General features: G+C 45.9%; 26 protein-coding genes. 13 read left to right on the forward strand and 13 right to left on the reverse strand.

Annotated elements, in window-relative coordinates; translation table 11 throughout:
- Window positions 1-210: 210 nt before the first annotated feature.
- On the reverse strand, window positions 211-999 hold the full coding sequence (locus tag QUB08_RS18745) for a cobalt-precorrin-6A reductase (RefSeq protein WP_333226144.1): 789 nt from the start codon (window positions 997-999) through the stop codon (window positions 211-213).
- 81 nt (window positions 1000-1080) lie between these two features.
- On the opposite strand from QUB08_RS18745, the gene QUB08_RS18750 reads away from it, so the two are divergent.
- On the forward strand, window positions 1081-1899 hold the full coding sequence (locus tag QUB08_RS18750) for a tetratricopeptide repeat protein (protein ID WP_333226122.1): 819 nt from the start codon (window positions 1081-1083) through the stop codon (window positions 1897-1899).
- A 382-nt stretch (window positions 1900-2281) separates the two neighbouring features.
- Here QUB08_RS18750 and QUB08_RS18755 read toward each other — a convergent pair whose 3' ends face one another.
- Window positions 2282-2518, reverse strand: coding sequence for a hypothetical protein (locus tag QUB08_RS18755; protein WP_333226123.1), 237 nt, complete (start codon window positions 2516-2518; stop codon window positions 2282-2284).
- Window positions 2519-3313: 795 nt separating this feature from the next.
- Complete coding sequence (locus tag QUB08_RS18760; protein WP_333226124.1) at window positions 3314-4114, reverse strand: TIGR01548 family HAD-type hydrolase; 801 nt, start codon at window positions 4112-4114, stop codon at window positions 3314-3316.
- Between the two features lie 177 nt (window positions 4115-4291).
- Here QUB08_RS18760 and QUB08_RS18765 point away from each other — a divergent pair, with 177 nt between their 5' ends.
- The 4 genes from QUB08_RS18765 (at window position 4292) to obgE (ending at window position 9233) form a co-directional block, all read left to right on the forward strand.
- Window positions 4292-4603 carry a 30S ribosomal protein PSRP-3 gene (locus QUB08_RS18765; RefSeq protein WP_333037125.1) on the forward strand — a complete coding sequence of 104 codons (312 nt, stop codon included), beginning with the start codon at window positions 4292-4294 and terminating at the stop codon, window positions 4601-4603.
- Window positions 4604-5123: 520 nt separating this feature from the next.
- Window positions 5124-6197, forward strand: a complete 1074-nt coding sequence (locus QUB08_RS18770; protein ID WP_333226125.1) for a class I SAM-dependent methyltransferase — start codon at window positions 5124-5126, stop codon at window positions 6195-6197.
- A 419-nt stretch (window positions 6198-6616) separates the two neighbouring features.
- A complete protein-coding gene (locus tag QUB08_RS18775) occupies window positions 6617-7510 on the forward strand; it encodes a Mo-dependent nitrogenase C-terminal domain-containing protein (protein ID WP_333226126.1) in 894 nt (297 codons plus the stop codon).
- Between the two features lie 682 nt (window positions 7511-8192).
- Entirely contained in the window at window positions 8193-9233 is a 1041-nt protein-coding gene (obgE, locus tag QUB08_RS18780) for a GTPase ObgE (RefSeq protein ID WP_333226127.1), read from the forward strand.
- 355 nt (window positions 9234-9588) lie between these two features.
- On the opposite strand, the gene QUB08_RS18785 is transcribed toward obgE, so the two are convergent.
- The 5 genes from QUB08_RS18785 to QUB08_RS18805 form a co-directional block, all read right to left on the reverse strand.
- Window positions 9589-10254: a DUF1295 domain-containing protein gene (locus QUB08_RS18785; RefSeq protein ID WP_333226128.1), complete on the reverse strand. Its 666-nt coding sequence runs from the start codon at window positions 10252-10254 to the stop codon at window positions 9589-9591.
- Between the two features lie 413 nt (window positions 10255-10667).
- Window positions 10668-11069, reverse strand: coding sequence for a hypothetical protein (locus QUB08_RS18790; RefSeq protein ID WP_333226129.1), 402 nt, complete (start codon window positions 11067-11069; stop codon window positions 10668-10670).
- Between the two features lie 65 nt (window positions 11070-11134).
- A complete protein-coding gene (locus tag QUB08_RS18795) occupies window positions 11135-12721 on the reverse strand; it encodes a serine hydrolase (protein ID WP_333226130.1) in 1587 nt (528 codons plus the stop codon).
- A gap of 251 nt (window positions 12722-12972) precedes the next feature.
- Window positions 12973-13974, reverse strand: a complete 1002-nt coding sequence (locus QUB08_RS18800; protein WP_333226131.1) for an RNA methyltransferase — start codon at window positions 13972-13974, stop codon at window positions 12973-12975.
- Window positions 13941-14171, reverse strand: coding sequence for a hypothetical protein (locus QUB08_RS18805; RefSeq protein WP_333226132.1), 231 nt, complete (start codon window positions 14169-14171; stop codon window positions 13941-13943). Before QUB08_RS18805 ends, QUB08_RS18800 begins: the two co-directional genes overlap by 34 nt.
- A gap of 177 nt (window positions 14172-14348) precedes the next feature.
- Here QUB08_RS18805 and QUB08_RS18810 point away from each other — a divergent pair, with 177 nt between their 5' ends.
- Together QUB08_RS18810 and QUB08_RS18815 are read left to right on the forward strand one after the other, a co-directional pair.
- Window positions 14349-14504 (forward strand): DUF2256 domain-containing protein, encoded by a 156-nt coding sequence (locus tag QUB08_RS18810; RefSeq protein ID WP_006631540.1) that lies wholly within the window; start codon window positions 14349-14351, stop codon window positions 14502-14504.
- A 72-nt stretch (window positions 14505-14576) separates the two neighbouring features.
- Window positions 14577-15512 (forward strand): isoaspartyl peptidase/L-asparaginase, encoded by a 936-nt coding sequence (locus QUB08_RS18815; RefSeq protein WP_333157485.1) that lies wholly within the window; start codon window positions 14577-14579, stop codon window positions 15510-15512.
- A 270-nt stretch (window positions 15513-15782) separates the two neighbouring features.
- Here the strand turns inward: QUB08_RS18815 and QUB08_RS18820 are convergent, their stop codons facing one another.
- The 3 genes from QUB08_RS18820 to QUB08_RS18830 form a co-directional block, all read right to left on the reverse strand.
- Complete coding sequence (locus QUB08_RS18820; RefSeq protein WP_333226133.1) at window positions 15783-16088, reverse strand: type II toxin-antitoxin system RelE/ParE family toxin; 306 nt, start codon at window positions 16086-16088, stop codon at window positions 15783-15785.
- On the reverse strand, window positions 16085-16354 hold the full coding sequence (locus QUB08_RS18825; protein ID WP_333226134.1) for a type II toxin-antitoxin system ParD family antitoxin: 270 nt from the start codon (window positions 16352-16354) through the stop codon (window positions 16085-16087). Before QUB08_RS18825 ends, QUB08_RS18820 begins: the two co-directional genes overlap by 4 nt.
- A gap of 69 nt (window positions 16355-16423) precedes the next feature.
- The gene (locus QUB08_RS18830) at window positions 16424-17734 is read right to left on the reverse strand and encodes a WD40 repeat domain-containing protein (RefSeq protein WP_333226135.1); all 1311 of its coding nucleotides are present in this window, start codon (window positions 17732-17734) and stop codon (window positions 16424-16426) included.
- A gap of 143 nt (window positions 17735-17877) precedes the next feature.
- On the opposite strand from QUB08_RS18830, the gene QUB08_RS18835 reads away from it, so the two are divergent.
- The 3 genes from QUB08_RS18835 (at window position 17878) to QUB08_RS18845 (ending at window position 20298) form a co-directional block, all read left to right on the forward strand.
- Complete coding sequence (locus QUB08_RS18835; RefSeq protein ID WP_333226136.1) at window positions 17878-18483, forward strand: tetratricopeptide repeat protein; 606 nt, start codon at window positions 17878-17880, stop codon at window positions 18481-18483.
- A gap of 76 nt (window positions 18484-18559) precedes the next feature.
- Window positions 18560-19048 (forward strand): hypothetical protein, encoded by a 489-nt coding sequence (locus QUB08_RS18840; RefSeq protein ID WP_333226137.1) that lies wholly within the window; start codon window positions 18560-18562, stop codon window positions 19046-19048.
- Window positions 19049-19545: 497 nt separating this feature from the next.
- Window positions 19546-20298 (forward strand): hypothetical protein, encoded by a 753-nt coding sequence (locus QUB08_RS18845; protein WP_333226138.1) that lies wholly within the window; start codon window positions 19546-19548, stop codon window positions 20296-20298.
- Between the two features lie 170 nt (window positions 20299-20468).
- Here the strand turns inward: QUB08_RS18845 and glmU are convergent, their stop codons facing one another.
- Complete coding sequence (gene glmU, locus QUB08_RS18850; RefSeq protein ID WP_333226139.1) at window positions 20469-21857, reverse strand: bifunctional UDP-N-acetylglucosamine diphosphorylase/glucosamine-1-phosphate N-acetyltransferase GlmU; 1389 nt, start codon at window positions 21855-21857, stop codon at window positions 20469-20471.
- A gap of 70 nt (window positions 21858-21927) precedes the next feature.
- On the opposite strand from glmU, the gene QUB08_RS18855 reads away from it, so the two are divergent.
- The 3 genes from QUB08_RS18855 (at window position 21928) to QUB08_RS18865 (ending at window position 24188) form a co-directional block, all read left to right on the forward strand.
- The gene (locus tag QUB08_RS18855) at window positions 21928-22128 is read left to right on the forward strand and encodes a hypothetical protein (RefSeq protein WP_333226140.1); all 201 of its coding nucleotides are present in this window, start codon (window positions 21928-21930) and stop codon (window positions 22126-22128) included.
- Window positions 22129-22335: 207 nt separating this feature from the next.
- Window positions 22336-23337 (forward strand): hypothetical protein, encoded by a 1002-nt coding sequence (locus QUB08_RS18860; RefSeq protein WP_333226141.1) that lies wholly within the window; start codon window positions 22336-22338, stop codon window positions 23335-23337.
- A 26-nt stretch (window positions 23338-23363) separates the two neighbouring features.
- On the forward strand, window positions 23364-24188 hold the full coding sequence (locus tag QUB08_RS18865) for a sulfurtransferase (RefSeq protein WP_333226142.1): 825 nt from the start codon (window positions 23364-23366) through the stop codon (window positions 24186-24188).
- Between the two features lie 403 nt (window positions 24189-24591).
- On the opposite strand, the gene QUB08_RS18870 is transcribed toward QUB08_RS18865, so the two are convergent.
- Entirely contained in the window at window positions 24592-26064 is a 1473-nt protein-coding gene (locus QUB08_RS18870) for an MBOAT family protein (RefSeq protein WP_333226143.1), read from the reverse strand.
- Window positions 26065-26696: the final 632 nt, after the last annotated feature.

Raw genomic sequence — 26696 nt, forward strand, 5'->3', positions numbered from 1 at the left:
GCAGGTTTACCCGCCCCTACCGTATTAGGGTAATCGATCGGACATGATATAACTAATAACTCAATACGCTTGGGTTAAAACTACTTATTCCTCGGAGATCCCCCTAAATCCCCCTTAAGAAGGGGAGTAGGGGTTGACTTTGAGTAAGTTCTTGTCCCCCCCTTTTTAAGGGGGGCTAGGGGGGATCGAGCTTAACTAAAACCTATTGACTCATAACTGCTTCACTAACCAAGCGATCGCCCCTGCAACATCAGCAACCTGCTCAACATCCGCAATCGGCGGCCGCTGCACCATCACCACCGGAATTCCCAGTTCCCTAGCCGCCACAATTTTCGCATAAGTAGCACCGCCGCCGCTGTTTTTACTAACAATAGTATCAATCTGATATTCTAATAGTAATTGACGCTCGTCTTCCAAAGAAAAAGGCCCCCTTGCTAATAACAATTTCCCATTAGGAATAGGAGAATTGAGTGCCGGAGGATCGATCGCCCGCATCAAAAACCAAATAGCATCCAAACCAGCAAAAGCAGCCAATTCCTGCCTACCAATCGTCAGAAACACCCGCTGAGACAGCCCTAATAAAGCCCTTGCAGCCTCCGAATGGCCCGCAACATCAATCCAGTGATCGCCCTCCACCCTCTCCCAAGCAGGACGCACCAGCATCAAATAGGGCACATTACACTCAGCAGCAGCAACAGCAGCATTAGCAGAAATCTGAGCCGCAAACGGATGAGTAGCATCGATTAAGAAGTCGATCGGGCGATCCTCTCCGTTGGCGTAGCCCCCGTAGGGGCGGGCTCCGCTAACGAGCAAAAAGGCAGCCAGCCCAGCCGCCCCACCAAACCCCCCAATTCGCACCGTACCCGTTTTTGGGGTAAAAGGCTGTTGAGTGCGTCCTGCTAGCGAAGAAACCACCTCTATATCAGCAATTTGAGACGCTCTTACCGCCAGTTCCGCAGCATCCCCCGTCCCCCCCAAAATCAGCAACCGTTTTTTCACCAAATTACCCCTAACTTATCCAAGCAACGCCCGCAATTTGGGTTAATAATATGCTTAGTAAAGTTTAAACCGCCAACAACAATGATTCGCTCACTTTTGACATTTTTTACAGTATTAATTGTAACCGGGTTAGTGTGGTTGGGAAATATCGCCCCCGTTGCCGCACAAGTACAACCAACAGATATCACCGATCCTCAACAGGAATTGGGAGAACTCGTTCAAAAAGCTTTTGAAGCTACAAATGAAGGCAAATTTCCCGCCGCCGAAACTTTTTGGACTCAAATCATTGACAAATTTCCCTCACAAGCGGCCGCTTGGAGCAACCGAGGCAACTCTAGAGTCAGCCAAAACAAACTACAAGCAGCTATTACCGACTACGAAAGAGCGATCGAACTAGCACCCGACGCCCCCGATCCCTACCTAAACCGCGGCACCGCCCTAGAAGGTTTAGGACGCTGGGAAGAAGCGATCGCCGACTACAATCACGTGTTAGAATTAGACCCCAAAGATCCAGCCGCCTACAACAACCGAGGCAACGCCGAAGCAGGTTTAGGAAAATGGGAACAAGCAATAGCCGACTACAGCAAAGCCTTTGAACTAGCCCCCGAATACGCCTTTGCCCGCGCCAACCACGCCCTCGCACTTTATCAAAACGGGCAAACCAAAGAAGCAATTCGCAACATGAAAAACATCGTCCGCAGATACCCCCAATTTGCCGACATGAGAGCCGCCCTCAGCGCCTGTCTTTGGGAGGCAGGACAGCGTGGGGAAGCTGAGAGCAATTGGGTAGCTGCGATCGGCCTCGACTCCCGCTACAAAGACCTCGATTGGGTTGCCAATAACCGCCGCTGGCCGCCAGTTGCAGTCAGTGCATTAGACAAATTCTTGCACTTGAAATAATCTCACAACACCAATGAAAAATTGCGAGCATCCCCATGATTGTGGGGTATTTTTCCTAAAACGGATGCTCCAAAAAATTGCCAAATGTCACCCGAAGATATATATAGCCTTTCTCAGAAAGATGAGGTACGACTGGGCATAGGCCTCCGTGGGCATACCTCACTTTTTTGAGAACCGCTATAGCAATCCTAAATCATTTGTGAATTTCTTACTCCCTCCCCTTGATAAGGGGAGGGTTGGGGTGGGGTAAAAAGTTTACGACTCCTGCAAGGATTGCTATAACAGAAAACAAACTATTGAAGAACAATTCAAACTCTTCTTCCCTGTTGCTTCTTTCCTCAATATTCACCAGTACACCGCTCGTTGCCCAACTTCTTTATTCTCAAAACTCGTATTCCACATCTCCAGAAACAATCCTATCTGTCACCAATATTCTGTACAGTTCCAGTTCTTCAACAGTAACTTTTCCGTCAGCAAAAATCGCTCTCTTGATGTCTTCCATTTCATGCTTAGATATCTTGCCGTCAGCAACAGCTCGCTCGATTTGGACTTGGAGCTTTTCTAGTTGCCGCGTTTCTTCCAGCGTAGGTTGTTTATCACTCGATCGCGAAACTAACATAGTTGCATTCTCCTAGAGCTTGACCTCTACTCTGTACTAAGCCGCAGTAGCAGATATTGTCAACTCAAAGATGCAAAAATTGACAAATAAATGTAACAAAACTACATTTACTTGTCAATAAAATAAGCTGCAAAATTATCATAGAATTGGGTTGAAAACCCCGTCCTTATAGGACGGCTTTTGCCATTATTAAGTAAAGTAACAAATCCATTGGCACAAATGAATATGGTAGAATAAACACATCAGACAAGATTTAAAAACCTACCCCTGGACTGGGGGAAAGTCTACGCCCAAAACATTTTTGAGGAGATATGACTACGCACTCAACGGTGCAAACGTAGTCAGCCTGGGAACCCACGCTTGCGCGGGATATTTTGACAGAAATGTCTTAAGAATCCCCGTACCTTGAGGTCGGGGAGTGTCAATTAACAAAATTACATTAGACCTATTGCAAAAATGCTGAGACCCCTCCCCAACCCTCCCCGAAGTCGCGGGGAGGGAGCCTAATTTTTCTTGCTTCCCCCCTTAGTAAGGGGGGACTGAGGGGGGTGAGTTTTTGACTTTTGCAAGAGGTCTATTTGTTTTGTTTGTAAATAATACGGTGTCAAATCTGCGCTTCATCGTCGGGCGTAAAGTCGAATCAAGCTGCCAACAAATAATTCGCGCAATTTTCATTTTTTTGACCCCGATTCAACAGCCAACAGTCAACAGTCAACAGTCAACAGTCAACAGCCAACAGTCAACAGCCAACAGTCAACAGTCAACAGTCAACAGTCAACAGCCAACAGTCAACAGTCAACAGTCAACAGTCAACAGAACTAATTCTCGAATCCGCGCAGCCGTCAACTCCTCGACATTCCTGAAAACCGCTGCTGCACCCGCATTTTCCAGCGCGGCAGCATACGCCTTACAGCGCACAGCATCATCCAAAACATGAGGTGGCAAAATTCCAGCCCCCAGCCAAACTCGATTTGGTTGCACTTCCCGCGCCTTCACAACCGTGTAAATATCGGCAACAGTATCTCCCGCGTAAATCACAGGCAAATTTTTTTCTAAACCGTGCAGAGTTTCCAACTGTTCAATTGCCGCGAAAAGTCCAGCCGGATCGGGTTTTCCCGGTGCATCTTCCATCGCCACCAACACCGGGGAATTTAAACTCAATTTCCCTGACAAAACATAAGCAGCTTCATCCCGCATCGCCCCGCTAAAAAAGCCCCAAACAATGCCCCCAACAGTTAAATTTTCCAGGTAAGCCGGACTTAACAACAGCGGTTCGTCACAAATATAACCAGTCCAATTTTTCTCATCAGGCCCGCGATAGCGACTTTGGAAAAAAGCCACTAATTCGTCATAGTTGAGAGCGAGTTCGTTTCTCGATCGCCCAATCCCCTCAAAATAACGGCAAACTAACTCGAAAGACGCTTGCCAGTCATTATTCCACACTCCCTCAGACTTCAGAGAGTCGATATCGAGAGAATTCGGACGAAAAGCACCCGCCGTGAAATGTTCCACCGCATCCGCAATCGCCCGCCGATAGGAACCGGACACATCCCGCACCACACCATCAATGTCGAAGACTACAATAACTCTGTTCACAACTTAACCATCCTTGTACCTAGGGCGGGTGAGAACCCAAATTTTATCTGTTCCCAGCCCCTGAGTGGCGCTAAAAGCAGTCGCGCCACAAAACTTTTCATGGCCGATGACCAATTATCGAACAGAGTGTGCTACGCTTAGCGATTGTAGAAATTTTTAACAAGTTCGATCGGAACCCTGGAGGTTTGCTTGTCCAAGTTCATCTTAAAAGTTCTCTGGCTAGAAGAGAATGTTGCCCTCGCCGTTGACCAAGTTGTCGGCAAAGGAACTAGCCCGCTGACATCCTACTTTTTCTGGCCCCGCAAAGATGCGTGGGAAGACCTCAAAAACGAACTCGAAGCCAAACACTGGATTGCTGATAACGATCGCGTCGAAATCCTCAACCAAGCCACAGAAGTAATCAACTACTGGCAAGAGGAAGGCAGACGGCGCCCAATGACTGAAGCTCAGTCAAGATTCCCCCTAGTGACTTTTACCGGCAGCAACTAAGCCCAGCTTTTAGTTGCTACCCATATACATTGCCTGTTATGGCTGACAAGGGGAAGGAGAGAGGGGAGAAGGCGAGAGGATTAGACGCTTTTTCCACCTCGCCGTGAAAAATACAATTTAAATGCGCTACAGCTTATCTTGATAATAAATCCGATTTTCAGACCTAATCGGGTTTTGGGCTTGGTCGATTTGAGATTTGAGATTTGAGATTTATCTAAAATAAAGCTCTCAAATCGGATTTTCTACAATCTCAAAAGACTAAGCAACCAAACCAAATAAATCTAAAATCGGCTTTTTTATACTTTAAAATTGTACAGTCAGCTCTCAACGGAATTCCCCCGAACCTCCAACCTCAATCCTCAAAATCCATCAGTTAAATTCGTTAAATCTTGTACAGGGCTTCCTTCTTCCTGACATCCGTTATATCCGTTACATCCGTTACAGAATCCGTTGCCGAACTTCCTTCTTCCCTCTTCCTTCTTCCTTCTTCTCTCTTCCTTCTTCCTTCTTCGCGGAATTTATGGGCGCCGAAAGTACAATCAACCAGACCGAACAGCTACCGCTGGTAGTAAATCCCGACATTCTCCAGCAAGCAATCCTCTACAAAATTAATACTCGCATCATAGCTCGTGGAGAATTAGTTTTCCCCTGCGTTCCGGGAATGCTAAGCCACTATCTCAAGTCCATAGAAAAGCTATTTAGCACTCTCGACAGACCACTGCCCGAAGACCGCAGAGACGAACTCAGCAAGCTGTTAGCCACCAAGTTAGAACAAGGCTACCGCACCTCCACAGCATCGATGCTGATCCTACAATACGAATCAGTGCAGCCACCACAAACCGGTTTAGCCTGCAAAGTCATTGTTACTACCTCAAGTGTTGGAGAACAGTATAAAAGCTGGGTAGACACCAGAGAACCTCCGCTTTTCGGTTCTCATCCAGATGCAAAATTGATGACAACGGCTGCTAAATTGGGCACGCCCGATCGAGTGCGGATTTTGGACGTGGGGGCTGGTACCGGCCGCAATACCTTGCCCCTGGCGAGATTGGGCTATTCTGTAGATGCGATCGAACTAGCTCCAGCTTTTGCCGAACAATTGAAAGCAGCAGTAACAGCCGAAAACCTTCCCGTGACAGTGACTGAAGGCGACGTGCTCGACCCCTTAATGCGGATGAAACCTGCCCGGTACCAGTTGGCAGTTGCCGCTGAAGTCATCTCACATTTTCGAGACAGCGATCAAGTACGGCTTTTCCTCGCTAAAATGTGCGATTCCCTGTCTCCCGGAGGCTTGTTGCTGTTCAGCACGTTTTTAACCGTCGGTGACTATCAGCCAGATGCCCTCGTGCGACAAGTTGCCCAACTCTCTTGGTCTACTTTATTTACGCCCCAAGAACTCGCTACCGCAATGGAAGGGTTGCCCTTAGTCCAAATATCCGACGAATTGGTGTTTGAGTACGAACGCCACCACCTGCCGGAAGGAGCCTGGCCGCCGACGCCCTGGTTTCCCAGTTGGGCCACCGGTCGAGATGTCTTCCCGATGGCAAACGCCCGCCCGCCAATGGAATTGCGCTGGATTTTGTGCCGCCGAAGTTAAAAAAAAATCGGTCATTTTTAGACGGACGCAGCAATCAAAACCTTTTATAGGCCGTAAAATTTTCCTCCTATATTTTTCTTTTAACAGCTTAAAGCCGACTCGCTGTTAATATTGTGCTGCCGGCATAGAAAAATTCACAAAAATATATATTAAAATGTAAACAGAGCGAAGTTCGATCGCCCCTAGGTGACAAACCCAGTTTCTGATTAGATCCTACGCTTGCCAACCTTTTATTTCTTGCGAAAAATTGGGTTGCTAATGGCAATCGGGGTTGCATAAAACTCGATCGCCATCTCGATGGGTGCAACTAGAGTTAAGATGAATTCAACGAACCTATTCCTCCCGATAGATGACTTTTTAGGGAATAGGATTAGCCAATAGATTAGCTCGCTAGTCAGCGATGCTGCTGAGAAACCAATATGCTTTTAACACGTCCACTACAAACGTTTGGAGCAATCTTCAGGCACCAACCTTCTACAAATAGATCGTCGATCGAACAAACAAGCAGTAATAATTCTTGGGAGGCAAATATTGCTCCCGCTGTAAACGACCAAATTGACTCGTATATCCAAATGGAAAGGCTAATGAGTAACGCTAAATCTTCCTGCACCAATGAAGAGATTACTGCTTGGCTGCGCGGATTGCTGACTATTGCTTGGGCAGACGGCAACTTTGACGAATACGAGCAAAAAATGATTGCGAATCTAACTGAGGATGAACTACATCCGATATCTTTTGAGGCGCCTTTTGAACCGATTACCGCAGAGGAACTAGCCACTGCGTTAGGGCAAGACACCGCCAAAGGCGAGGATTTTTTGAGGACAGCAGTAATGGTAGCCTTGGCAGACGGTACATACTCGAGCAGCGAAGACGAGGTAATCTCTAAGTTTTGCACAGCTTTGGGGCACAATGTAGAGGCGATCGAAGCTCTGCGACACACCATCGAAGACAGCAAGTGCGATCCGCAGGGGCCCACCAGCCAAATAGTCTTTGATGCGAATGTCCTCCCCGCCGTCGGAACACCGCTTTCATCTCGGCTACCTCAACCTCACCACAAAAATGTCCTGCAACCCGTCAAAGACTGGCTTGACGGCTGGGAAATTCACGACCCAAAATTGGCACACTTTGTCTGTAAAATTATTCCGCCCCAGTGTCCGTTTGAGCGAGATATCGTATTATTTGGTCGCAAAATCGTCCATATTCCGGCGATGTGCCAGATTAACCCGCTTTACGAACAGTTAGTCGGGATGCGCTTTCGAGCTCTCTGCTATTTGGCAGATGAATGTAAGGAAGATGTATCGTCCTATTGTTAGTAGTCATTAGTCATTAGTAATTAGTCATTAGTCATTCTTGTGAAAATTTGGATTAATGATTGTAACTATTAACCAATGACTACTATTAGTCCTGAACGCAAAAACCTGGTTTTTCTACGAAAAAACATCATTACACCCATCCGCCCCAGTAGAAAAACCGGGTTTATGCAGTTTTTGTGCGTGAGTCCTGCTAATATCAAATTTGCTTTGATAATACTAATTCAACCAAAGTTTTGGTACAATCCTCAAGCTTATACAAATTATTAAAAATCGCCGATTTAGGAGCCGGACACGGCATTGCCGTTTCCCTACAAATGCTCACGTACAATCTCTGGCTCTGAACTACTTTTAAAAATTGGTAAAATTATAATTTTCCGGCAACTGTAAATCGCGACTAAACTTGGCTGTCGTCCGCCGACGCGGACTAAAGGAAAAGGGGAATATGGTACTTGCATCTGGTATAATAACTAATGACTAATGACTAATGACTAATCACAACTAACAATTGACAATTGACCAATGACAAGTGATATCATGTCCGGTCGATTACCCCTAATAAGGTAGGGGCGGGTTCACGAAAAATATTTTCCAATAATTGACAATCTCAAAAACCCGCCCTCTTAATCGCTCGATTGGACATGATATGACAACTGACAACTGACAACTGACAACTGACTAAATTATGCAATTTATCGATCGAGCAGATATTCAAGTCGCAGCCGGCAAAGGCGGCGACGGTATGGTAGCTTTTCGCAGAGAAAAGTATGTACCAGCGGGCGGCCCCTCTGGCGGGACAGGCGGCAAAGGCGGTTCCGTGTATATGGTGGCGGTGGAAAGCCTGCAAACGCTGCTAGATTTTCAGTACAACCGGATTTTTAAAGCCGATGACGGGAAGCGGGGCGCGCCGAAAAATATGACCGGTGCCGGTGGGGACGATCGCACGATCGAAGTTCCCTGCGGTACAGTAGTTTACGACGCGGAAACTCAGGCAATCTTAGCAGATTTAGTAACGCCCGGACAGACTTTTTGCGTAGCCAAAGGCGGCAAAGGCGGTTTGGGGAATAAGTGTTTTCTGACCAATTCCAACCGTGCTCCAGATTATGCGATGCCGGGAAAAGAAGGAGAACACAAATTTTTGCGTTTGGAATTGAAGCTATTAGCTGAAGTGGGAATTCTGGGGATGCCGAATGCTGGCAAATCCACTTTAATTTCTGCTTTGTCTGCAGCCCGCCCCAAGATAGCAGATTATCCGTTTACAACTTTAGTCCCGAATTTGGGCGTAGTCAGAAAACCGACTGGCGACGGTACGGTGTTTGCTGATATTCCGGGATTGATTGAGGGGGCTCACGAAGGCGCTGGTTTGGGTTACGAGTTTTTGCGGCACATCGAACGAACTCGGTTGTTGCTGCATTTGATCGATATTACCGATGAAGATCCGATCGCCAATTATGTCACAATTCAGGAAGAATTGAAGGCTTACAGGCGTGGTTTAGCCGATCGACCGCAGATTTTGGCTTTTAATAAGGTAGATGCGATCGATCTTGAAAGCGAAGAAATCGGTAATTTAATCAGCCGACTTAAAGAAATTAGCGGCGCTCCGATTTTGTTGATTTCGGCTGTGAGTCGAGTTGGGTTGGATGAATTGATGCAGCAAGTTTGGCAAAAACTCGACGAGATGAACGAGAGTGAAGCGGCGGAACAGTTAGCAGTCGCGAGTGTTTAATCGCTTTCCGGTTCCTGGAATGTCCGTGAATCGGTAGGTGTTTTTTTGAGGAGGTCAAATCTTTCGGCTGTATGGCTGGTGCGGCCAGGGTTTGAGCCTCTGTGTCTTGAAAAACGATGGTTTAAAAGTATCTACCGACTGCTTTAAATCGCCTACGAGCGTGACGGTAAAAGTTCCCAAAGGGGTATGGGGCAATCGCTAAGGCTGTGCGGCAAAGGCGGGAAATTTATTATTAGAAGCTTTATCTTATTTTGCGGATATGAGTTGAGCTCAATTCAGGGCATTTCCTAAAAATTCGCCTTATTATCCCTCCTCAACTCATATTGTAATTCCGCAACGCCCTAAATTACTATTTTTAACCAACTTTCTCCTCTAAACTGTCTTTTTTTTGTTCGATATCTGTCGATACAAATAGTCGAGGTAGTAAAAATCCAGACCGAGCTTTGTAGTCGGCAAATTCAGGATATCGTCCGAGTGAACGATCTTTTTTTATCATGTTAGGAATAAAAACACCAGCAAAAAAAGCTGCCAGAATTAAAAAAGGTAGCCAGTGCTGAACTAGCATCGCAAACGCTCCGTAGATGAGGATTTCTCCTAAGTAATTCGTATTGCGCGATCTGGCAAAAAATCCTTCTGTTATTAGTCCCGAATGGTACTTAAGGGTGTAATACTTCTGTGCATCAGCAGTATAGTGTAGAAAGACACCGATGATATTTAGGGAAATTGCTGCTGCCACTAACGGCAGAGGTGGTTGTGAGCCACTGCTAATCAAAATAAAAGGTGCTACCCAATAGAGGCTAACCAACACAAAGCCGAGTATTCCCGTTCCGACAGAGATTTCTTGTTCCCACTGTTTATCTGGATATATCTGGTCTTTGAGCAGCCACAACAAACCATAAGTACCGTGCAGAGCGAGATAAACCCAAGCACCCAAATTAAAATTTTGGTAAATGAGCATCAGTGTCAAAATAAATGGAAAGCTGAGTCCTTTGTGCAGATTGATAAAGTGCTTGACTTTCATAGCTTTTGCTAATCTCTATCTAGTAAAGTTTATCTTTATTTATATTACACTTTTTTAGATATAACTACTTATCACGAGTAAACTTATCAATCTGCTTCTATTTTGCCTGACGAGGTAACAAGCAACTTGAAAGCGTGACCGGAGTGTCCTCGTTCGTTTATTTGACAGCTCCGGCTCTCGGCTTAACAAAGAAAATTGATCGGGATCTCAGTAGCGAAAGAATGTTGCGAGAATCACCCGCTCCGAAAGCTTAATCAATGATTTCTCTAATCGGGCGATCGCTATTTCACAAGTTCATATCGTTTCCGGTTGCATGGGAATGATAAACTCAAGACCAATAATTCCACATTCCCCCACTCCCCATCATTGAAAAACCCGGTTTCTGAGCACCGGTGAGTAAGTCCGAAGTATTGTTAAATTCCGCTTGACTCGCGAATTTGCCCATTATAATCAACTCTCACCCTCCCATCTTGAGAAACCGTAACAACCGTTTCTACAGTATAGACAGACGAACCAGGCTTGTAACCCTTAAAAGTAAAAGTCCAAGTTCCATCGCCATTGTCAACAAACGGCGATTCCTTAGAAGTACCGTGCATAGAAGCTTCAGCTCGATAGTTGCCTAAACCCCCATTAGCAATTTCTGCTGCTTGACGGGCTAAGTTTTTCGCCCGATTGAGTTCGATATTATTGTTGATCACTCTCACGCCGTCCGTCTCAGATTCAGCAGCAGGATTAGCATTACTCAAGGCGGGGGAGACTCCAACAGCTAAAGTTGAAAGCGCTACCAGACAAGCAAGTCGAATGTTTAGTTTCATAATACAAACTGATTTATAGTTTGATAAAGTCTACAACACTTGCCCGAAAAAACCCGGTTAAATTTTCAATTTTTAATTTTCACTTGTGAATCTGCTGGCGTTTCCCCACCGTACAAATAGCGGTAACTCATCCGAGAAATATCCCGAATCAATGTTTGAGCTGGCTTCTCCGTTTCCGGCGGATGCTTCACCATCACCGCCACTAAATAACGCTTACCGTTCGGCAAATCCACCATCCCCGCATCCCCAAGCATTGTATCAATGTTGCCGGTTTTGTGAGCAATAACTGAACCTTCGCCTAAACCTTTCGGCAGCAAAGAATCATTTCTAGTTTGGCGCATGATTTGCAAAATGCGATCGCGCGATTTCACCGATACCAAATTACCCCGATCGATCTGGGCTATGATATTAATCAAATCCTTCGGACTGGTAGTATTAGTTCCCTCCAAATCTGGCAAATTATTACGCAGAACCGTGGTACTCAAGCCCCAATTTGCAAACTGCTGATTCAAAAACTCAGCACCTCCCAACAACTCAATCATCATATTTGTCGCCGTATTGTCACTGACAACAATCATCTTTTGGGCAACTTCCAAAGCCGAATACTTCTTGCCAGGAGCCTGGTCTTGCATATCCCCAGAACCGCCGACAATGTGTTCGGACTTCAGCATCAGCATCTGATCTAACTGCACTTTGCCCTCATCTACTGCTTGGAAAAAAGCTACTAAAATTGGTACTTTAATTGTGCTAGCTGAAGCAAAAGCAGTATCGCCATTAAAATTTAAGTAGCTTCCAGTATCTAAATCGACTAGAAATATTCCGGCTGTCAAACTAGGATTTTCTGTTGCTAAAACCTGAACTTGGGTTTTTAAAGCTCCTAATTCTTGATTCAGTTGCAGCACTTCTGGGGTTGCGGATGCTGCAGATGCGCTATCGGCTGGGTTTTTCTGCCCTGCGGTAGTTTGTTCTTCTGTCGCTACAGTCGATGCTCGACTCACAGCATTTACCACCGACAGCAGCGTACCGCAAATCACCGCTATCCCAACTCCCAAAATCAGCAAGCGAGTAGCGTACACCAACGGTGGCACGCTCCGAGGTGCAGAGCGTTTACCCGGTCTCTGACTCGCTTGTGAGCGTGGTTTAGGCACGGGGGGTTTTTTGGCATCTGCGGGGATTACCGTGTCTGGAATGCGAACTGGGGGCGAACTGGGAAGACTTCCACGGGTTGCAGGCGGAGTCGCAGTTGGGCTCTGGGTCTTGGGATTGCTGGCGATCGAACTCACATTTTCCCGCTCCAGATTCGGGTTCGGAAACTCGAACATATCGACAGCAGCGAGGCCTTTTTTGCCTGGTTGGCGAGTCTTCGACTGCGGAGTTTTGCTGGTTCTGGGTTTTCTGGGGTTAATTGCCGATCGAGGATCGGATAAAAAGTCTTGTGTGGTAAATTCTTCTGAAGATGTGGGAGAATTAGCTCCAATTCTGCTGCCGCGGCTTTGTTGCGGTGGCAAAGTCGCTGGTTCGGGCGATCGAATTTCTGAATTGCCGTTTTGCGGTTGCGAAGGGCGGCGACGGCCCGAGTTGCCAGACTGACTTGCTTTGCCTGACTTAGGCTGCTTTGAGCCGGAGTTGGGAGAGGATATCGAGGATATCACCGATAATATCGATCCTTTGGGAAACCGCTCTGCCACGTCTTACTCCTTCATCACTAATGTAAAGTTCAAGTTTAAGATTTTTCAGCTTGCCAGCCAATCAATTTTAGATTTTAGATTTTAGATTTTAGATTTATCCCAGACGCTGCATGGTATCAGCAACCGGGTTTATTGCCCGCAAATTATCGCAAAGCTTAGGTTTTTAGTCAAGGAACCCTGTTATGAAGGTGACAACTGGGTGCAGGAAAGTTCTCCTAGCTGTCGGTTGGATTTTCCGGTAACGCCCCATCCAGAGTATCAGAATTTGCCTCTCGTGGGTAACTTTTGATTGCCCATTCTGTTTGGCGGAGGACGCCCCGCAGCATGGCGACTTCATCCACTGTCGGATAAGCTCTGTTGTACAAACGCCGAAATTTTTCCATCCTGCTTGCTGCTGTGTGCTGCTGCAAATATCCTATTTTGAGTAACAGCGTTTCTAGTTGCTGGTAATATCCCTCTAAATTTTCCAAGGGTGCACTGGCGAGGGGAATTGAGGGATTTTCTGTCGGGCGGGTGGCAAGTTGTTCTTGGTAACAAGTTGATAAATTATCTGTGGCATCGGGTATTGAAGAGGCAGAGCCTCTGGATGTGCGTTCCCAGGCTGAGCCTGGGAACGAGGCTTCTTCTTCTTCCTGCTTTTCTCTTCCTTCTTCCCTCTTGCTTCTTCCTTGTTCCTTGTTCCTTGTTCCCTCTTGCTTCTTCCTTGTTCCTTGTTCCTTGTTCCTTCTTCCTTCTTCCCGGTATAGTTCGTAACAGCAGATAGCGACGGCTTGGGCGAGATTTAGGGAAGTGTAGGCATCGCTGCTGGGAATGCGGATCAGGCGTTGAGCGCGGTTTAATTCAGTATTGGTCAAGCCGCAGTCTTCTCTGCCGAAAATGAGGGCGCTGGGGGCTTCTAGGAGCCAAGGCAAGGCCTCTGCGGGTTCTTCTAGTTGTGTTGGCAACGATCGACTATCATCTCCTGTAGTTGCGATCGCTCTGACACACCCAACCAAAGCAGCGGGCAAACTCTCGACAACTTTGGCCGTTTCCAATATGTCGGCGGCGCGAACTGCCATCAGTCGGGCCTCTTCCCCTAAATGATCGCATTGGGGATTTACCAAAACTAATTGGTGCAAACCCATATTTTTCATGACGCGGGCCACTGAACCCACATTCAATGGGCCTGCAGGTTCGACTAAGACTATTCGGATGTTGGCGTCGGCCGTTGAGAGCATTTAATTTGGGGAGGTGTTTGGCAGAAAGTAGGTTTTTCCTTAGCAACAGGCAAGATGCCTGTTCCACAATCAAATTTAACTCTTGTGGAACAGGCCTCAACAACAGGCAAGATGCGGGTTGTTTCCTCAGCAACAGGCAAGATGCCTGTTCCACAATCCAATTTAACTCTTGTGGAACAGGCATCTTGCCTGTTCATAATCGCAAGATGCCTGTTCCACAATCCAATTTAACTCTTGTGGAACAGGCATCTTGCCTGTTCATAATCGCAAGATGCCTGTTCCACAATCCAATTTAACTCTTGTGGAACAGGCATCTTGCCTGTTCATAAAAATGGTACAAGATGTGAATTAGTTAATCTATTGTCAAAATTAGCATGGCAAAGCAACGATCGAAATCTGATTTACCGACAAAAATGTGCCCGGTGTGCGATCGACCTTTTACTTGGCGCAAAAAATGGGCCGACTGCTGGGATGAGGTGAAATACTGCTCCGAACGTTGTCGTCGCCGCCGTTTGGCGGCTCAAGATTAAGAATTTAGAGCAAGTTGCTCGAACAAAGCTAAGATTGCAAAGGAAAAATTTTAGGTTATTAGGTTATAAATTATGGCATCGCAACAAGTGCAACCAAAGCTAGTTATTCACGGCGGTGCCGGCAGTTCTCTACACAGTAAAGGCGGAATTGAGGCGGTGCGGAAATCGCTTTACGATGTTTTGGAGGAAGTTTATCCGCTGCTGAAAGACGGTGCAAGTGCCGTAGATGCAGTGGTGCGGGGCTGCCAATTGTTGGAAGATGACCCGCGATTCAATGCCGGTACTGGTTCTGTGGTGCAGTCGGACGGTCAAATTCGGATGAGTGCTTCGCTGATGGACGGTTTGATGCAGCGTTTCAGCGGGGCGATTAATGTTTCTCGCGTTCAAAATCCGATCGAACTTGCTAAATTTTTGCAGACTTCGGACGATCGGGTTCTCTCTGATTTTGGTTCGGCAGAATTGCTGCGAGAACTTCACTTGCCGATTTACGATCCGATGACGGATTTGCGTTTGCACGAGTGGATGCAGGAACGCCAAGGCAATTTTAGCAAAGCAATGGCTGACGTGGTTGCCGAACCTGCCGGTGTGGGTACGATCGGAGTCGTAGCTTTGGATGTGCATGGACGCTTGGCTGCTGGGACTTCGACTGGTGGCAAGGGTTTTGAGCGGATTGGGCGGGTTAGCGACTCGGCGATGCCTGCAGGAAATTACGCGGCAGGGAGTGCGGCGGTAAGCTGTACGGGGATTGGCGAGCACATTATGGACGAGTGTTTGGCCGCGCGAATTGTGATTCGGGTAACGGATGGTTTGAGTTTGAAAGCTGCTTTTGAGCGTTCTTTTGCTGAAGCTGACGAACGTCAACGGGATTTTGGCGCAATTGGAATTGATGCTACCGGGGCGATCGCTTTCGGCAAAACTAGCGAGGTGATTTTGGGTGCTTTTCACAACGGTATGCAAATGGGCGATACTTTGGAAATGAGCAAGGGAACGCTGATTTTCATTGCTTAAAAATGGTTCTTAATCGGTGATTCCGATCCTCGACTTCTCCAAGAAGTCGGGGAGTTCGATCTGCGTTAGGAATGAGAATTAAATAACTTCCACTCTTGAAAGTGGGATGGGCGTCCCGCCCGTCCTTTTTGGACGGGCGGGACGCCCATCCCACAATAACAATTAAAATTGTAAGTTATTTAATTCGCGATCCTTAGTTTTACTCATTCCTTTCTCACTTCTAGCAATATGGCGACATTTTATGCAATGAGTTCTGAAAATGCGATCGTCCTATCCTTCATCCGAATCTGAAAAAATAGATTCCAAGTCGCGGTATCCATTCACTACGCGAACTACATCAATTCCATCTTCTCTGGGGTAATAAAAAACGATGTAATCATCGACAATAAATCCTCGCAAGCTGGAAGCTAGCTGGCTATAATTTTTACCCATATTAGGACAATCCGCCGTGACTTTACATCCTTCTCGAATCCTATCAAAAAGCTTACTGGCCGAACTGTAATTATTACCAGCAATATACTCGCAAATGTCATCTAAATCTTGAATTGCATCATCTGAGAAAGAATAGCTGCTCATAATCCAGACTCAGAAATTGAGCGAATTTTTTCCTGCAATCTGGCAAAAACTACTTCACCATCAGTCACTTTTCCTTGAGCAATTTGCTCAGTGCCGCTAGCAATTTTTTGTCTGAGTTCTGCCAGACGCTGCTGTTTCAGTGCACGATTTCTTTCTTCTAGCAGTTGCAATGCTTCGCTAATTAGTTCCTGAACGCTGTCATAGTTGCCACCTTGTAATTGCGAGAGCACGTAATTTTCCTGTTCTGGTGTTAGGGTAACATTCATTGTCTGGGCCCCTCTAAAAAACCTTAAATCAATTATACTCCAATAATTTAATCATGGCCCGTCACCTCTCTAATCTTCAATCCGCAGTTGCCAAAGTTTAACAGTACCATTCTCCCCACCGCTGACGATAGTTTCGCCCAAAAGCCCGATCGCCACCGCAGAAACAGGGCTAGAATGCCCATCTAAAGTGTGCAGCAAGTCGCCGCGAAGATTCCAAAGTCTAACAGTACCGTCAAAACAGCCCACTGCAAAGTATTTCCCGTCGGGGCTAATTGCGGCGGCGGAAGTGATGCGAATTCCTGTTTGCAGCGAATGCAATAATTCGCCTGTTTGCAAATTCCACAGTTTGATAGTTTGGCCTCCATGACTGACAAGAATTTGGCTATCGGAAGAAATCGCTACATAATTTTCGCTGCCAAATGTTCGCCTTACTTCGCCTCCCGGTAATTCCCACAAAGTGACTGTGGCCCGACAGAAACCGCTGGCTGCATTGAGTCCGCTGGCTACTAGCATTTTGCCGTTGGGACTCAGGGCGATGGCACTTATGTCATCCCCTTGATAGCCTTCTAAAACTTGCAGCAGTTGGCCGCTGTTGAGGTGCTGAAGCTTGATCGTGCCGCGGGTGGTGCCGATCGCCAAAATTTGCCAGTCGGGGCTGACGGCGACGGATTCGTGGCGGTGCACGTCTGCCAAACGCTTCAGCAGTTCGCCGTTTTGCAGGTTCCAGAGTTTGACTGTGCCCGCGCGCGATCGTGTCAGCAGCGTTTTGCTGGCGGGACTGAAAGCCACTAGCAACACGGCTGTTGAATGTCCGAAAATCGTCTGCCGCAGTTCCCCGCTGTGCAAACTCCAAATTTTCACTGTACTGTCCTCAGAACCCGTTGCGAGGAATTGTCCGTCGGGACTGATAGCCGCAGACAAAATCCTGTCTGAATGGTGGAGAGTAGCTTTTAAGATGGCGCCGGTTGAGGTTTTTGGCTGCGTTTTATACCCGGCTATTTCCAGCCAGTCGATCGCATCTCTCCAATTTTTAAGAGCATTGCGGGGTCGATTTGTCAATAATTCTATGTATCTGTACAAAGTTTTTGACAAATCAACTTCTACACCTTTGATTTGTTTGTTGAGAAATACCGCAATTTCGGCTGGGCTGTAGCCGCACAGCAAGCCGCAGAGGTGCCGCTTTTCTACGGGTGTCAGCCCTCTTCTGGTGTGGGGGGCGAATTCTTGTTTGGCATTTGCCAAGTCGCTGTAAAGCTTTTGGATGTCCCAGCCGTTGCTGGCGCGTGCAAATGGTTCTTCGGGTCGATCGAGGGTAGAGGGTATCATTTGCGGCAGTCGCGATCGAGTTCCTAGTCTAATTCCTAACCAAAATCCTAACATTCGCTGTGCGCGATCGAACTGTTGTCACCGCTAATCTATTTTTAACACAGCAAACAGGGGAAAGAGTTTCAGGTTGAAAATGTGCCTCAATCCTTACCTTTACAGTTTGTCAAATAACTTTACACCAACGGGAGCAACATAAAATGTCTATTATTGCGATCGTCTTCTTTTTTGGCGGTCTGGGCTTTATTTTAATTTTGGTTGGTTATATCTGGGGATTATCTCAAGCTATTGAACAAGAAACTCTGTGGGGATTGGTTTACTTTTTTGTTCCCTTTGCTTCCTGGGTATTTCATATTAAAAATTGGAGTAATAAAAAAGTTAGAAAACCATTTTTACTTCAACTTACTGGATTCCTCATGTATTTCTTGTTAGGCATTATCATTGCATTATTGCCTGTAATAGGTCTTCTCGGAACCGATCCTTCTGTGCCTAATGTAGATCAGGGGTCTAACGAGCAATCGCCATCTTCTTTTTCTTCGGATTTCAATACTTATCCCTCACTCTATCAAGAGCCATATCCTAATTCTTCTGCACCTGTAACTAATCCTAATTCTGCTCGTGTTGCCGCTCAAAATTCTGACTTCAAACAATCGATGAAACTCGGCTATATCTACTACGGGCAGGGAGACTATCAAACCGCTTTAATCAATTTTAACAGAGCTTTACAGATACGTCCGGGCAACGCTTATGCTGTCAAGGCTGTTTACAACACCAAAATTGCGATCGTCCAAAGCAGTGTTAAATAATAATCCGTGCCTGAGAAATTGGATATAGCGGATATATAAGTAATTCACGTTGTTGGTGAAAATCCAAAATTAACTGATGAAAATTCTCAACCAAACACCGACTAAACTAACAATTCAATCTTCGAGCGCCTGGGATGGTTTGCTATTAATTTCTCCCTTCATCGTCATTGGACTATTGCAGATTATTTTAGCATCAAATTGGATAGGTGGAGGCATATTTCTGTTGTTTTCGCTGTCTTTGTTGGACGGCGCGATAGATGAAACATACATTTTTGATAAAACTTTTAGCAAAATGACCATTAAACGACGGGGTGTGTGGCTTCATGATGTTAGCGAATGCTCAACTCGCGAGATTTCTGCGGTGGAATTAGAGGAAATAGGAGATAGCGATGGAAATCGTAGCTATTATGTTGATTTGTGGATGTTCGGGGGCGATATCATCTGTTTAAGAAGCTATTCACTAACAGAACAACACAGAATGGCTGACTTGATTCGCAGCTATATCTCGATTAGCGATAATCGCACGCTTAGCAATGTATTGGCCCTACAAATCCGTGAACCCTAGCTCTCCCGTAGGGAATCGCCCAAATCCATAACTAAGCTGTTGTGCATTTAAATTTTGTGTTGAGGGCGGGCTTTCGGGCCCAACCGCTACTCCCCACAAGAGTGAAAGTTGATTTGACCAGGGAATTTATATGCGGATTAGCTTAATGATAATTAAGTAGGCGCAAATAAAGCTGACAATGTAACAAAATGTAAACCTATGCTCACCTGGATGATTACTTTCCTACGGAACGCGAAGCTAACGTTTCATTCCCCATAACATAATTAACATATTTTTAAGATTCATCTAATTTAAATCACGGAAAGCTATCTTAAACCCAGCCCCAGTTAAACTCGCGACCTTTATTGTCGGTCAGACATTTTAGTGCTAATCTATTAGCAAAATAAAAGGGGTCATGGCAGAGGACGACTTCCAATAATATATAAGTTAACAATTCGGCTCATCGGGGTCAGGAAGTCGATGTGTAGCCTCATTTTTGGAATAAAAGGGTGAGATCAATGAAAATAATCAAGCAAACAGCAAGTGAATTAATAATTCAGACTCAAAGTATATTTGATTTTTGGTTCCCTAGTTGTTTATTCATGACATTGGGACTGATATCGCTGACTTTTGACTATCATGCAGCAAGTCTGAGCTGCCAGCGATTGCAGGCAAAACAAGGAAAATGCCAGATTGTGCGATCGAATTTACTGGGATCGAACATCAAAGAAATTGAGCTTGCTTCTTTGCGGGGAGCTAAAGTGGAAAGATGCGGCTATAAAACCAGAGTTGTACTTTTGACTTCTGTTGGCACTGTTCCTTTCACTGCTAACTCCACTAATTGGGGAACCCAAGACGCTGTGGCTTCTGACATCAATTTTTTTGTTAAAAATGCAAAAAATCGCTTGCTGCGCTTAAGCCAAGACGATCACTGGTTGGGATGGACAGGAGGCATATTTTTGCTCGCAGGAATCGCAGCGATCGTCTTGAGAAATAATGAAATCTACAGCTTCGATGAAACTTTAAACACCTTGACTGTTAAACAGCGGGGTTTGTTGGCAGGTAAAGTCATGGAATACTCTCTGTGCGAGATTTATGGCGTGGAAGTCGATCGCACAAAAGATCGGGATCATGACATTTGGTACGAAGTCAGACTGTTAGCTTGTGGAGGCTGTCGCATCTCCCTACCCCGCACCATGAACCCATACCAGCAAGAAAAAATTGCCAAAGCGATTAACAACTATCTGCACCAGCAAAATAACCAAAAATAGCCGATCGCGATCGACCAGATTTCTCAAGGTTGCGGACTTACGCAGAAACCGGGTTTTTTAGCAAAATCTCTCCTAGAGTGCGATCGCTTCCGTTATAAAAACCCGGTTTCTTTGGTATCCAGTGCGAAACTCGTGGGTGGAAACTGATCATCTAAAAAGTGAACAATCGTTCACTTTTTAGGTTCTTTCAACTTCCAACCTGGTTTGACAACTTGCCGGGAACGGGCAATTACTAAACAATCCTTCGGCACATCTTCTGTCACCACAGAACCCGCCGCTACAGTAACATCTTCTCCCAAAGTAATCGGTGCAACCAGCACGCTGTTAGAACCCGTTTTACTCCCATCCCCTATTTGAGTTTTGTGCTTGTTTTTTCCGTCATAATTTGCCGTAATTGTCCCAGCACCGATGTTGACTTTTTCTCCCAAAGTCGCGTCGCCTAAATAAGACAGGTGAGCCACATTAGTTCGATCGCCTATTTGAGTATTTTTCAATTCTACAAAATTGCCGACGCGACAGTTAGCCCCAATTTCTGCGTGTCCCCGCAAGTGTGCGTAAGGGCCAATTCGCGAATTTTCAGCAACCATACTGTCAGAAACCACCGAATAAAGCACAGTCACATTTTCCCCAATCTGACTGTTTTCGATCAAACTGCCGGGGCCAATGCGACTCCCGGAGGCGATCGAAGTATTTCCCCGCAAGTGAGTTTGCGGTTCAATTACCACATCCGGCTGCAACTCTACTGTATCGTCAATGGTGATGCTGTTGGGATCGAGCAGCGTCACTCCCGCCGTCATCCACTTGTCCTTTATCCGCGTGTGCAAAATATCGCAAGCTGTGGCTAAATGTTTGCGATCGTTAATTCCTAATATTTCTTGATAATCTTCCACATCCACCGCCATTACCGGATTGAGGAAATTTACCGTATCAGTTAGGTAATATTCTTTTTGGTCATTGTCTGCCTTCAAGTCTGGCAAAATTTTCTCTAAATCCGGCCAGTGAAAGCAGTAAACACCTGCATTAATTCGGTGATTTTGCTTTTGAGCTTGTGTGCAGTCGCGGTCTTCGACAATTTGCTGGACTAAGTTTTGACTGTCGGTAAATACTCGGCCGTACCCTTGGGGATTCGGCAAATTAGCTGTCAATAAAGTAGCAGAGTTTTGGTGCTGTTTGTGAATTACCATCAATTGTTTGAGAGTTTCTGCCCTCAGCAAAGGTACATCCCCATTTAAGACCAGCAAGTCTCCTTGAAATCCCTCTAAGTGAGGCAGCAATTGTTGGATGGCATGACCGGTTCCCAATTGTTCGGTTTGTTCTACAAATTCTAGGGGAGGAGATTGAGGATTTTTCCCTGATATTTCTTGACCTCGAATCAGGGATTCTTTAACGAGTTCGCCTCGATAACCGACGATGATAATTCGCCGGAAAATTGGAATTTCTTGACAGCTTTGGAGGACTCGCTCAACTAGCGATCGACCGGCCAATTCGTGTAGAACTTTGGGCAAGTCAGATTTCATGCGCGTGCCGCGTCCAGCCGCTAAAATTGCTATTGCTACCATTGTGCGATCGAGTTATTTGCTATAAAAACTTGAATATTGACTAAATGATGATATCACTCGCTGTCCGCCGATGGCACTGCGATTGCACAAATTTTTCATCTCAAATTTCCCATCTCGCATCCGCGCGATCGAGGATTTTTCCAGCCGGATGCTGGTTGTAGGGGCGATGCTTGCAATATCTGGACTGGCGCGCCCGGTATCAAAAACCTCGTTGCAGCAGCAGTATTTGGGGGCTGAGCAACACGACTGGCATTCCTCACTACAAACCTGAGTTCGTTTGGGAGTAAGGACTGCGAGTCTTTTCCCAAGGGCTGGGAGGGGGAGCGAGAGTGAGACTTGGCATCTTTGGGCTGGAATTTGCCACGATACATTATACTATTTGTTGAATTTCAGTTAGGGTGTTTTCAACTTTAAAAAACAATTTCTGACTTTTTCATTCCTTCTGCCTTCTACCTTCTGCATTATCAGGTGTCCAGCTATGACAGAGCTTAATTTTCAGGAACTTGCCAAGCAGGGAAATCCCGCCACTGCGATCGCATCTTGGCTAAACAGCCAGTTGCAATCTGAAGGCATCACAGCCTCCGCGAATCTCGACGGCGACTGTTTGGATGTAATTCTTGAGGCAGAGCAGATACCGATAGAAGATACATTAGTTGATTTTGTTCGCACCGAGCTGACGAATTTGCAGCCGGATTCGATTCGCAAAGTGAAGGTTGAGGGCCGAGAAAGTGGTCAGATTGCTGCTGCTTGGAGTCAAGAGTTTAGTTTAGAAAACAGCAATTTTGAACCACAGAGCTTTGCAGGAGAAGCTGTACCAAATACTGCGGTTCCTAATATGGACGATCGCACAGAGATGGAGAGCAATATTGAGGAAGAAAAACCGCCGGAACTTGCTGCTTTTGAGAACCGACTGCGATCGACTTTCATTGTAGTTGGGCTAGTAACAGGTATGTTGGCGATCGCCGTGGTGGCGTTTGTCGGTAAAATTTTGAACCAGCCAGCAGCAACTGCGGGGAATAATCCCGATGAAACAGCAGATTTAGCAACTGCACCAGATACTTTTCGAGAAGCCGTTAACAGCGCACTCAAAGCAGCAGAATTAGGGCGATCGGCAAAAACCAAGGAAGATTGGACTACAGTTATCGATCGTTGGCAAGAAGCTGTCTCATTAATGAGAAGAGTACCAGTTTCTAGCCCCAACCATCAACTAGCTCAAGCAAAAGTAATCGAGTATCAGAAATATCTGCTTTACGCTCAAGAAGCAGCAGTAACTCCCCCTCTGCCAACTCCAACTCCCGCACCAGCCGAAAAATCACCTTCGGAAAAAGCAACTCCTAAAAAATCCAATTTGCCCAAAGAAACTTCGGAAAAAGTAACTCCTAAAAAATCAAATTCTGAAAAGAGAGATTCAGAGAAAGCAACTTCTAAGAAATCTCCTTCCGAGAAAGCAGAACCAGAGAAAAAAGCTCCTTCCCGATAAATGTTAAAACATAGATGTGAATAATTATGACTGACAACACTTTAATCGTTTCTCCTGAATGGTTAGCAACCAATACCGACAATCCGCAAGTTGTAATCCTTGACTGTCGGTTTTCTCTTGCCGACCCTGAATTGGGACAAAAACAATATCAAGAAAGTCACATTCCCGGAGCTTTCTATTTAGATTTAAACCGCGATCTCGCGAGTTCAGTGGGCAAACATGGCGGTAGACATCCGCTGCCAAATATTGAAGAATTAGCTGAGAAGTTGAGCGCGATGGGCATTAATTCACCAGAAACTTTAGTCGTCGCCTATGACGATTCGCGGCTGGCTTTTGCCGCTCGTTTGTGGTGGCTGCTGCGATATATGGGACACAGCAAAGTCGCTTTGTTAGACGGCGGTTTCAGCGCCTGGAAAGCGGCGGGCTATCCGGTAACAAATACTTTGCCCGACTCCCGCGAGGGTAACTTTGTTGCTCAATTGCAGCAGGATTTGGCGGTAGATATTGAGGCGGTAAAAGAGCGTAAAGACTTGCCGGAAAAGGTTTTGGTTGATTCGCGAGAAAGCGAGAGATATGAAGGTTTGCGGGAGCCGATCGACCCCATTGCAGGTCACATTCCGGGTGCGGTTAACTATCCTTGGCAAGGGGTGACGGATGAAACTGGAAAAGTGCGATCGGCATCCGAACAAAAACAGCGGTGGACGGAATTAGAAAAAGCCGAAGAAATTATTGTTTATTGCGGTTCCGGGGTGACGGCTTGCGTTAATTTACTGTCTTTAGAAATCGCTGGAATTCCCGATGCTAAACTTTATGTAGGTAGCTGGAGTGACTGGTGTTCTTATCAGTTGTAGCGTGCAGGAGCCAGATGATTGTTGACTGTTGACTGTTGACTGTTGACTGTGAGTTTTATGGTAGCGGGCATTGATGTCAAGTTAACGTTAAGCCCTCAGTCCGGCATCGGTTGAAACCCTTTCTTCAAAGCGAAATTCCTCGCTATTAGGACTAATGAGTTCTTCAGTCCTCTTTGAGAGGACTTTAGCTATGAGACAGGGAATTCATTCCCTGGCGGACTGTTGGGTGAGCGGGAGGACTGGCAAACTAAAAGCTTAAGTTGACACTAATAGGTAGCGGGTAATCACTTCGACTGACATCTTGCACCCTTGTCAAGAACAGGCAAGATGCCTGTTCCACAAAGAGTAGATTTTCTTGTGGAACAGGCATCTTGCCTGTTCAGAAGGCGACTTAAATAATACCCTAAAAATCAAAATAAATATAAGGCAAACCCCCTTCGGGAGCCAACACCCAAACCGCATACAAACAAAGCGGCACTAACACCAATTTCATCGGCCAATTTAACTCCAATTTCAAACCCCGACTCAACGCATAATTCCCCAGCATCGCCGCAGCCAACGCCGCCAACATCCCAGCTAAACTCACTCTATCTAAACCCAAAACTTCGCCATAAACTTTCTCAGCAAACTGCACGTCAGCAGTGTGTCCCCACAAATGCGAAATCGCCCATCCAGAATCCTTTAAATCGGGAAGGCGGAAAAATATCCAACTACCAAAAACCATCGTCTGAGTCAATAGCCAACCGATCGCAATCCCGATCGGATTTTCCCACAAAAACTCGATACGCAACCGCTTAAACAGCACATCAGTCAGCCTGTGAACCGCCAAAGCTAAACCGTGTAAACCCCCCCACACAATAAATCCCCAAGCTGCCCCGTGCCAAATTCCCGCAATTAACATCACGATCGACAAATTCAGACAAGTGCGCCACAAACCGACTCGCGAACCGCCCAAAGGAAAATACAAATAATTGCGTAGCCAATCGCCTAAAGTCATGTGCCAGCGTCGCCAAAAATCAGCTATGCTGGCACTAAAATAAGGAAAATCAAAATTTGGTGGCAAATACCAACCCAGCAGCAAAGCAGTACCGCGCGCCATGTCAACATAGCCACTAAAATCGAGATAAAGTTGCAGCCCGTAAGCAAAAATCGCCAGCCACAAATCCTCGCTACCCGCCCGCTGCAAGTTGGTAAAGCTTAAATCGACATAAATTCCCAAGTTATCTGCGAAAAGACCTTTTTTTACTGCACCAAAGGCGATCGTCCAAAGTCCCTCAGAAATGCGATCGGGCGTCGGAAATTGCTGGGTTTTCAGTTGATAGATCAAGTTGTGATACCGAGTAATCGGGCCGGAAATCAGTTTTGGAAAAAACAATTTGTAAGCAGCAAAATGCAGCAGCGAAGTAGCAGCAGGCGCGCCTCGGTACACGTCAATCAAATAAGCAATGCACTCAAAGCAAAAGAAACTCAATCCCAGGGGTGCGATGACGTGACTTTTCACCCAGTCAGCCCCGTCGATAGCTACAGGCCAATTGAACAAAGTGCCGATCGAACTCAATAAAAAAGGCACATACTTAAAGCCCAGAAGCAGCAACACATTCAGCGAGATTCCTATCCACAGCAGCAACAAACGGCGGCGGTTCCAAGATTCATTAGCAATCCGCCAATCCAGAGGTTCCCCAATCGCCATCGCCAAGCAGTAATTAAACAAAGCACCGACTAACAGCAGAGGAATGTACCAAATTTGTAGCGAAGCGTAAAAAATCAAACTACCCGCCAACATGATGAACAGCCGCCACCACCGCAGTGGAACCAACCAGTAAGCCGCGAACAAAACCAACAGAAACAGGGCATATTGAAGGGAGATGAAAGTCATACCATTTTAGATTTTAGATTTTAGATTTTAGATTTGGGAATGGCTTATTTTGTATGGGTTTGGATTCCGGGCCTAATGTTGCATTATTTTTATTAATCGAGACTTTGCTAAGAACGAGATTTATCATGGATTTTAGCCGATCGCCAACACGAAAACAGGCCCTCGGTAAGTCCCTACTGTATAGTCGGCAACTGAGAACTGCTACATTTTACAGCACAAAGGTTAAATGCTGTGGCAAATTAAATAAATCTTGCCTGCTATAAATTAACTCTCTTACGAACCATATAAAATTCGAGGAAAAAAATATAATTAGGTTGGCAGCATCGGACTTCAGTGCTCAAAAGCTACAATTCCTGATATCGTTTCCCTTCGCATCGCAATAATATTTTTCATCGTGCAGCCCTAGCATCCCGCACAGCAAAAAAGTGATGTAACCCAAAATGTTGTGAATTCATCACGATAGCAGGTATTTGACAAGTAGTTAGATCGCATTTCAACCCTTCCAAAACCTCAAATCCGGTCAATCGATTTTAGATTTTAGATTTTAGATTTTAGAACCCACATTCCGCAGGTCTTTAAATAGAATTGATGGTTATAAAATTTAAAAATTCAAGCCTGAAGAGATTACTGGG

Source organism: Microcoleus sp. BR0-C5 (assembly GCF_036705045.1).
Taxonomy (GTDB): Bacteria; Cyanobacteriota; Cyanobacteriia; order Cyanobacteriales; family Microcoleaceae; genus Microcoleus.

Bases quoted from the DNA above. Each gene is read 5' to 3' on its own strand.
- QUB08_RS18750 (WP_333226122.1), top strand. From the start codon at position 1,081: ATGATTCGCTCACTTTTGACATTTTTTACAGTATTAATTGTAACCGGG.
- QUB08_RS18755 (WP_333226123.1), bottom strand. From the start codon at position 2,518: ATGTTAGTTTCGCGATCGAGTGATAAACAACCTACGCTGGAAGAAACG.
- QUB08_RS18770 (WP_333226125.1), top strand. From the start codon at position 5,124: ATGGGCGCCGAAAGTACAATCAACCAGACCGAACAGCTACCGCTGGTA.
- QUB08_RS18775 (WP_333226126.1), top strand. From the start codon at position 6,617: ATGCTTTTAACACGTCCACTACAAACGTTTGGAGCAATCTTCAGGCAC.
- obgE (WP_333226127.1), top strand. From the start codon at position 8,193: ATGCAATTTATCGATCGAGCAGATATTCAAGTCGCAGCCGGCAAAGGC.
- QUB08_RS18785 (WP_333226128.1), bottom strand. From the start codon at position 10,254: ATGAAAGTCAAGCACTTTATCAATCTGCACAAAGGACTCAGCTTTCCA.
- QUB08_RS18790 (WP_333226129.1), bottom strand. From the start codon at position 11,069: ATGAAACTAAACATTCGACTTGCTTGTCTGGTAGCGCTTTCAACTTTA.
- QUB08_RS18800 (WP_333226131.1), bottom strand. From the start codon at position 13,974: ATGCTCTCAACGGCCGACGCCAACATCCGAATAGTCTTAGTCGAACCT.
- QUB08_RS18805 (WP_333226132.1), bottom strand. From the start codon at position 14,171: ATGAACAGGCAAGATGCCTGTTCCACAAGAGTTAAATTGGATTGTGGA.
- QUB08_RS18810 (WP_006631540.1), top strand. From the start codon at position 14,349: ATGGCAAAGCAACGATCGAAATCTGATTTACCGACAAAAATGTGCCCG.
- QUB08_RS18815 (WP_333157485.1), top strand. From the start codon at position 14,577: ATGGCATCGCAACAAGTGCAACCAAAGCTAGTTATTCACGGCGGTGCC.
- QUB08_RS18820 (WP_333226133.1), bottom strand. From the start codon at position 16,088: ATGAGCAGCTATTCTTTCTCAGATGATGCAATTCAAGATTTAGATGAC.
- QUB08_RS18825 (WP_333226134.1), bottom strand. From the start codon at position 16,354: ATGAATGTTACCCTAACACCAGAACAGGAAAATTACGTGCTCTCGCAA.
- QUB08_RS18830 (WP_333226135.1), bottom strand. From the start codon at position 17,734: ATGTTAGGATTTTGGTTAGGAATTAGACTAGGAACTCGATCGCGACTG.
- QUB08_RS18835 (WP_333226136.1), top strand. From the start codon at position 17,878: ATGTCTATTATTGCGATCGTCTTCTTTTTTGGCGGTCTGGGCTTTATT.
- QUB08_RS18840 (WP_333226137.1), top strand. From the start codon at position 18,560: ATGAAAATTCTCAACCAAACACCGACTAAACTAACAATTCAATCTTCG.
- QUB08_RS18845 (WP_333226138.1), top strand. From the start codon at position 19,546: ATGAAAATAATCAAGCAAACAGCAAGTGAATTAATAATTCAGACTCAA.
- glmU (WP_333226139.1), bottom strand. From the start codon at position 21,857: ATGGTAGCAATAGCAATTTTAGCGGCTGGACGCGGCACGCGCATGAAA.
- QUB08_RS18855 (WP_333226140.1), top strand. From the start codon at position 21,928: ATGGCACTGCGATTGCACAAATTTTTCATCTCAAATTTCCCATCTCGC.
- QUB08_RS18860 (WP_333226141.1), top strand. From the start codon at position 22,336: ATGACAGAGCTTAATTTTCAGGAACTTGCCAAGCAGGGAAATCCCGCC.
- QUB08_RS18865 (WP_333226142.1), top strand. From the start codon at position 23,364: ATGACTGACAACACTTTAATCGTTTCTCCTGAATGGTTAGCAACCAAT.
- QUB08_RS18870 (WP_333226143.1), bottom strand. From the start codon at position 26,064: ATGACTTTCATCTCCCTTCAATATGCCCTGTTTCTGTTGGTTTTGTTC.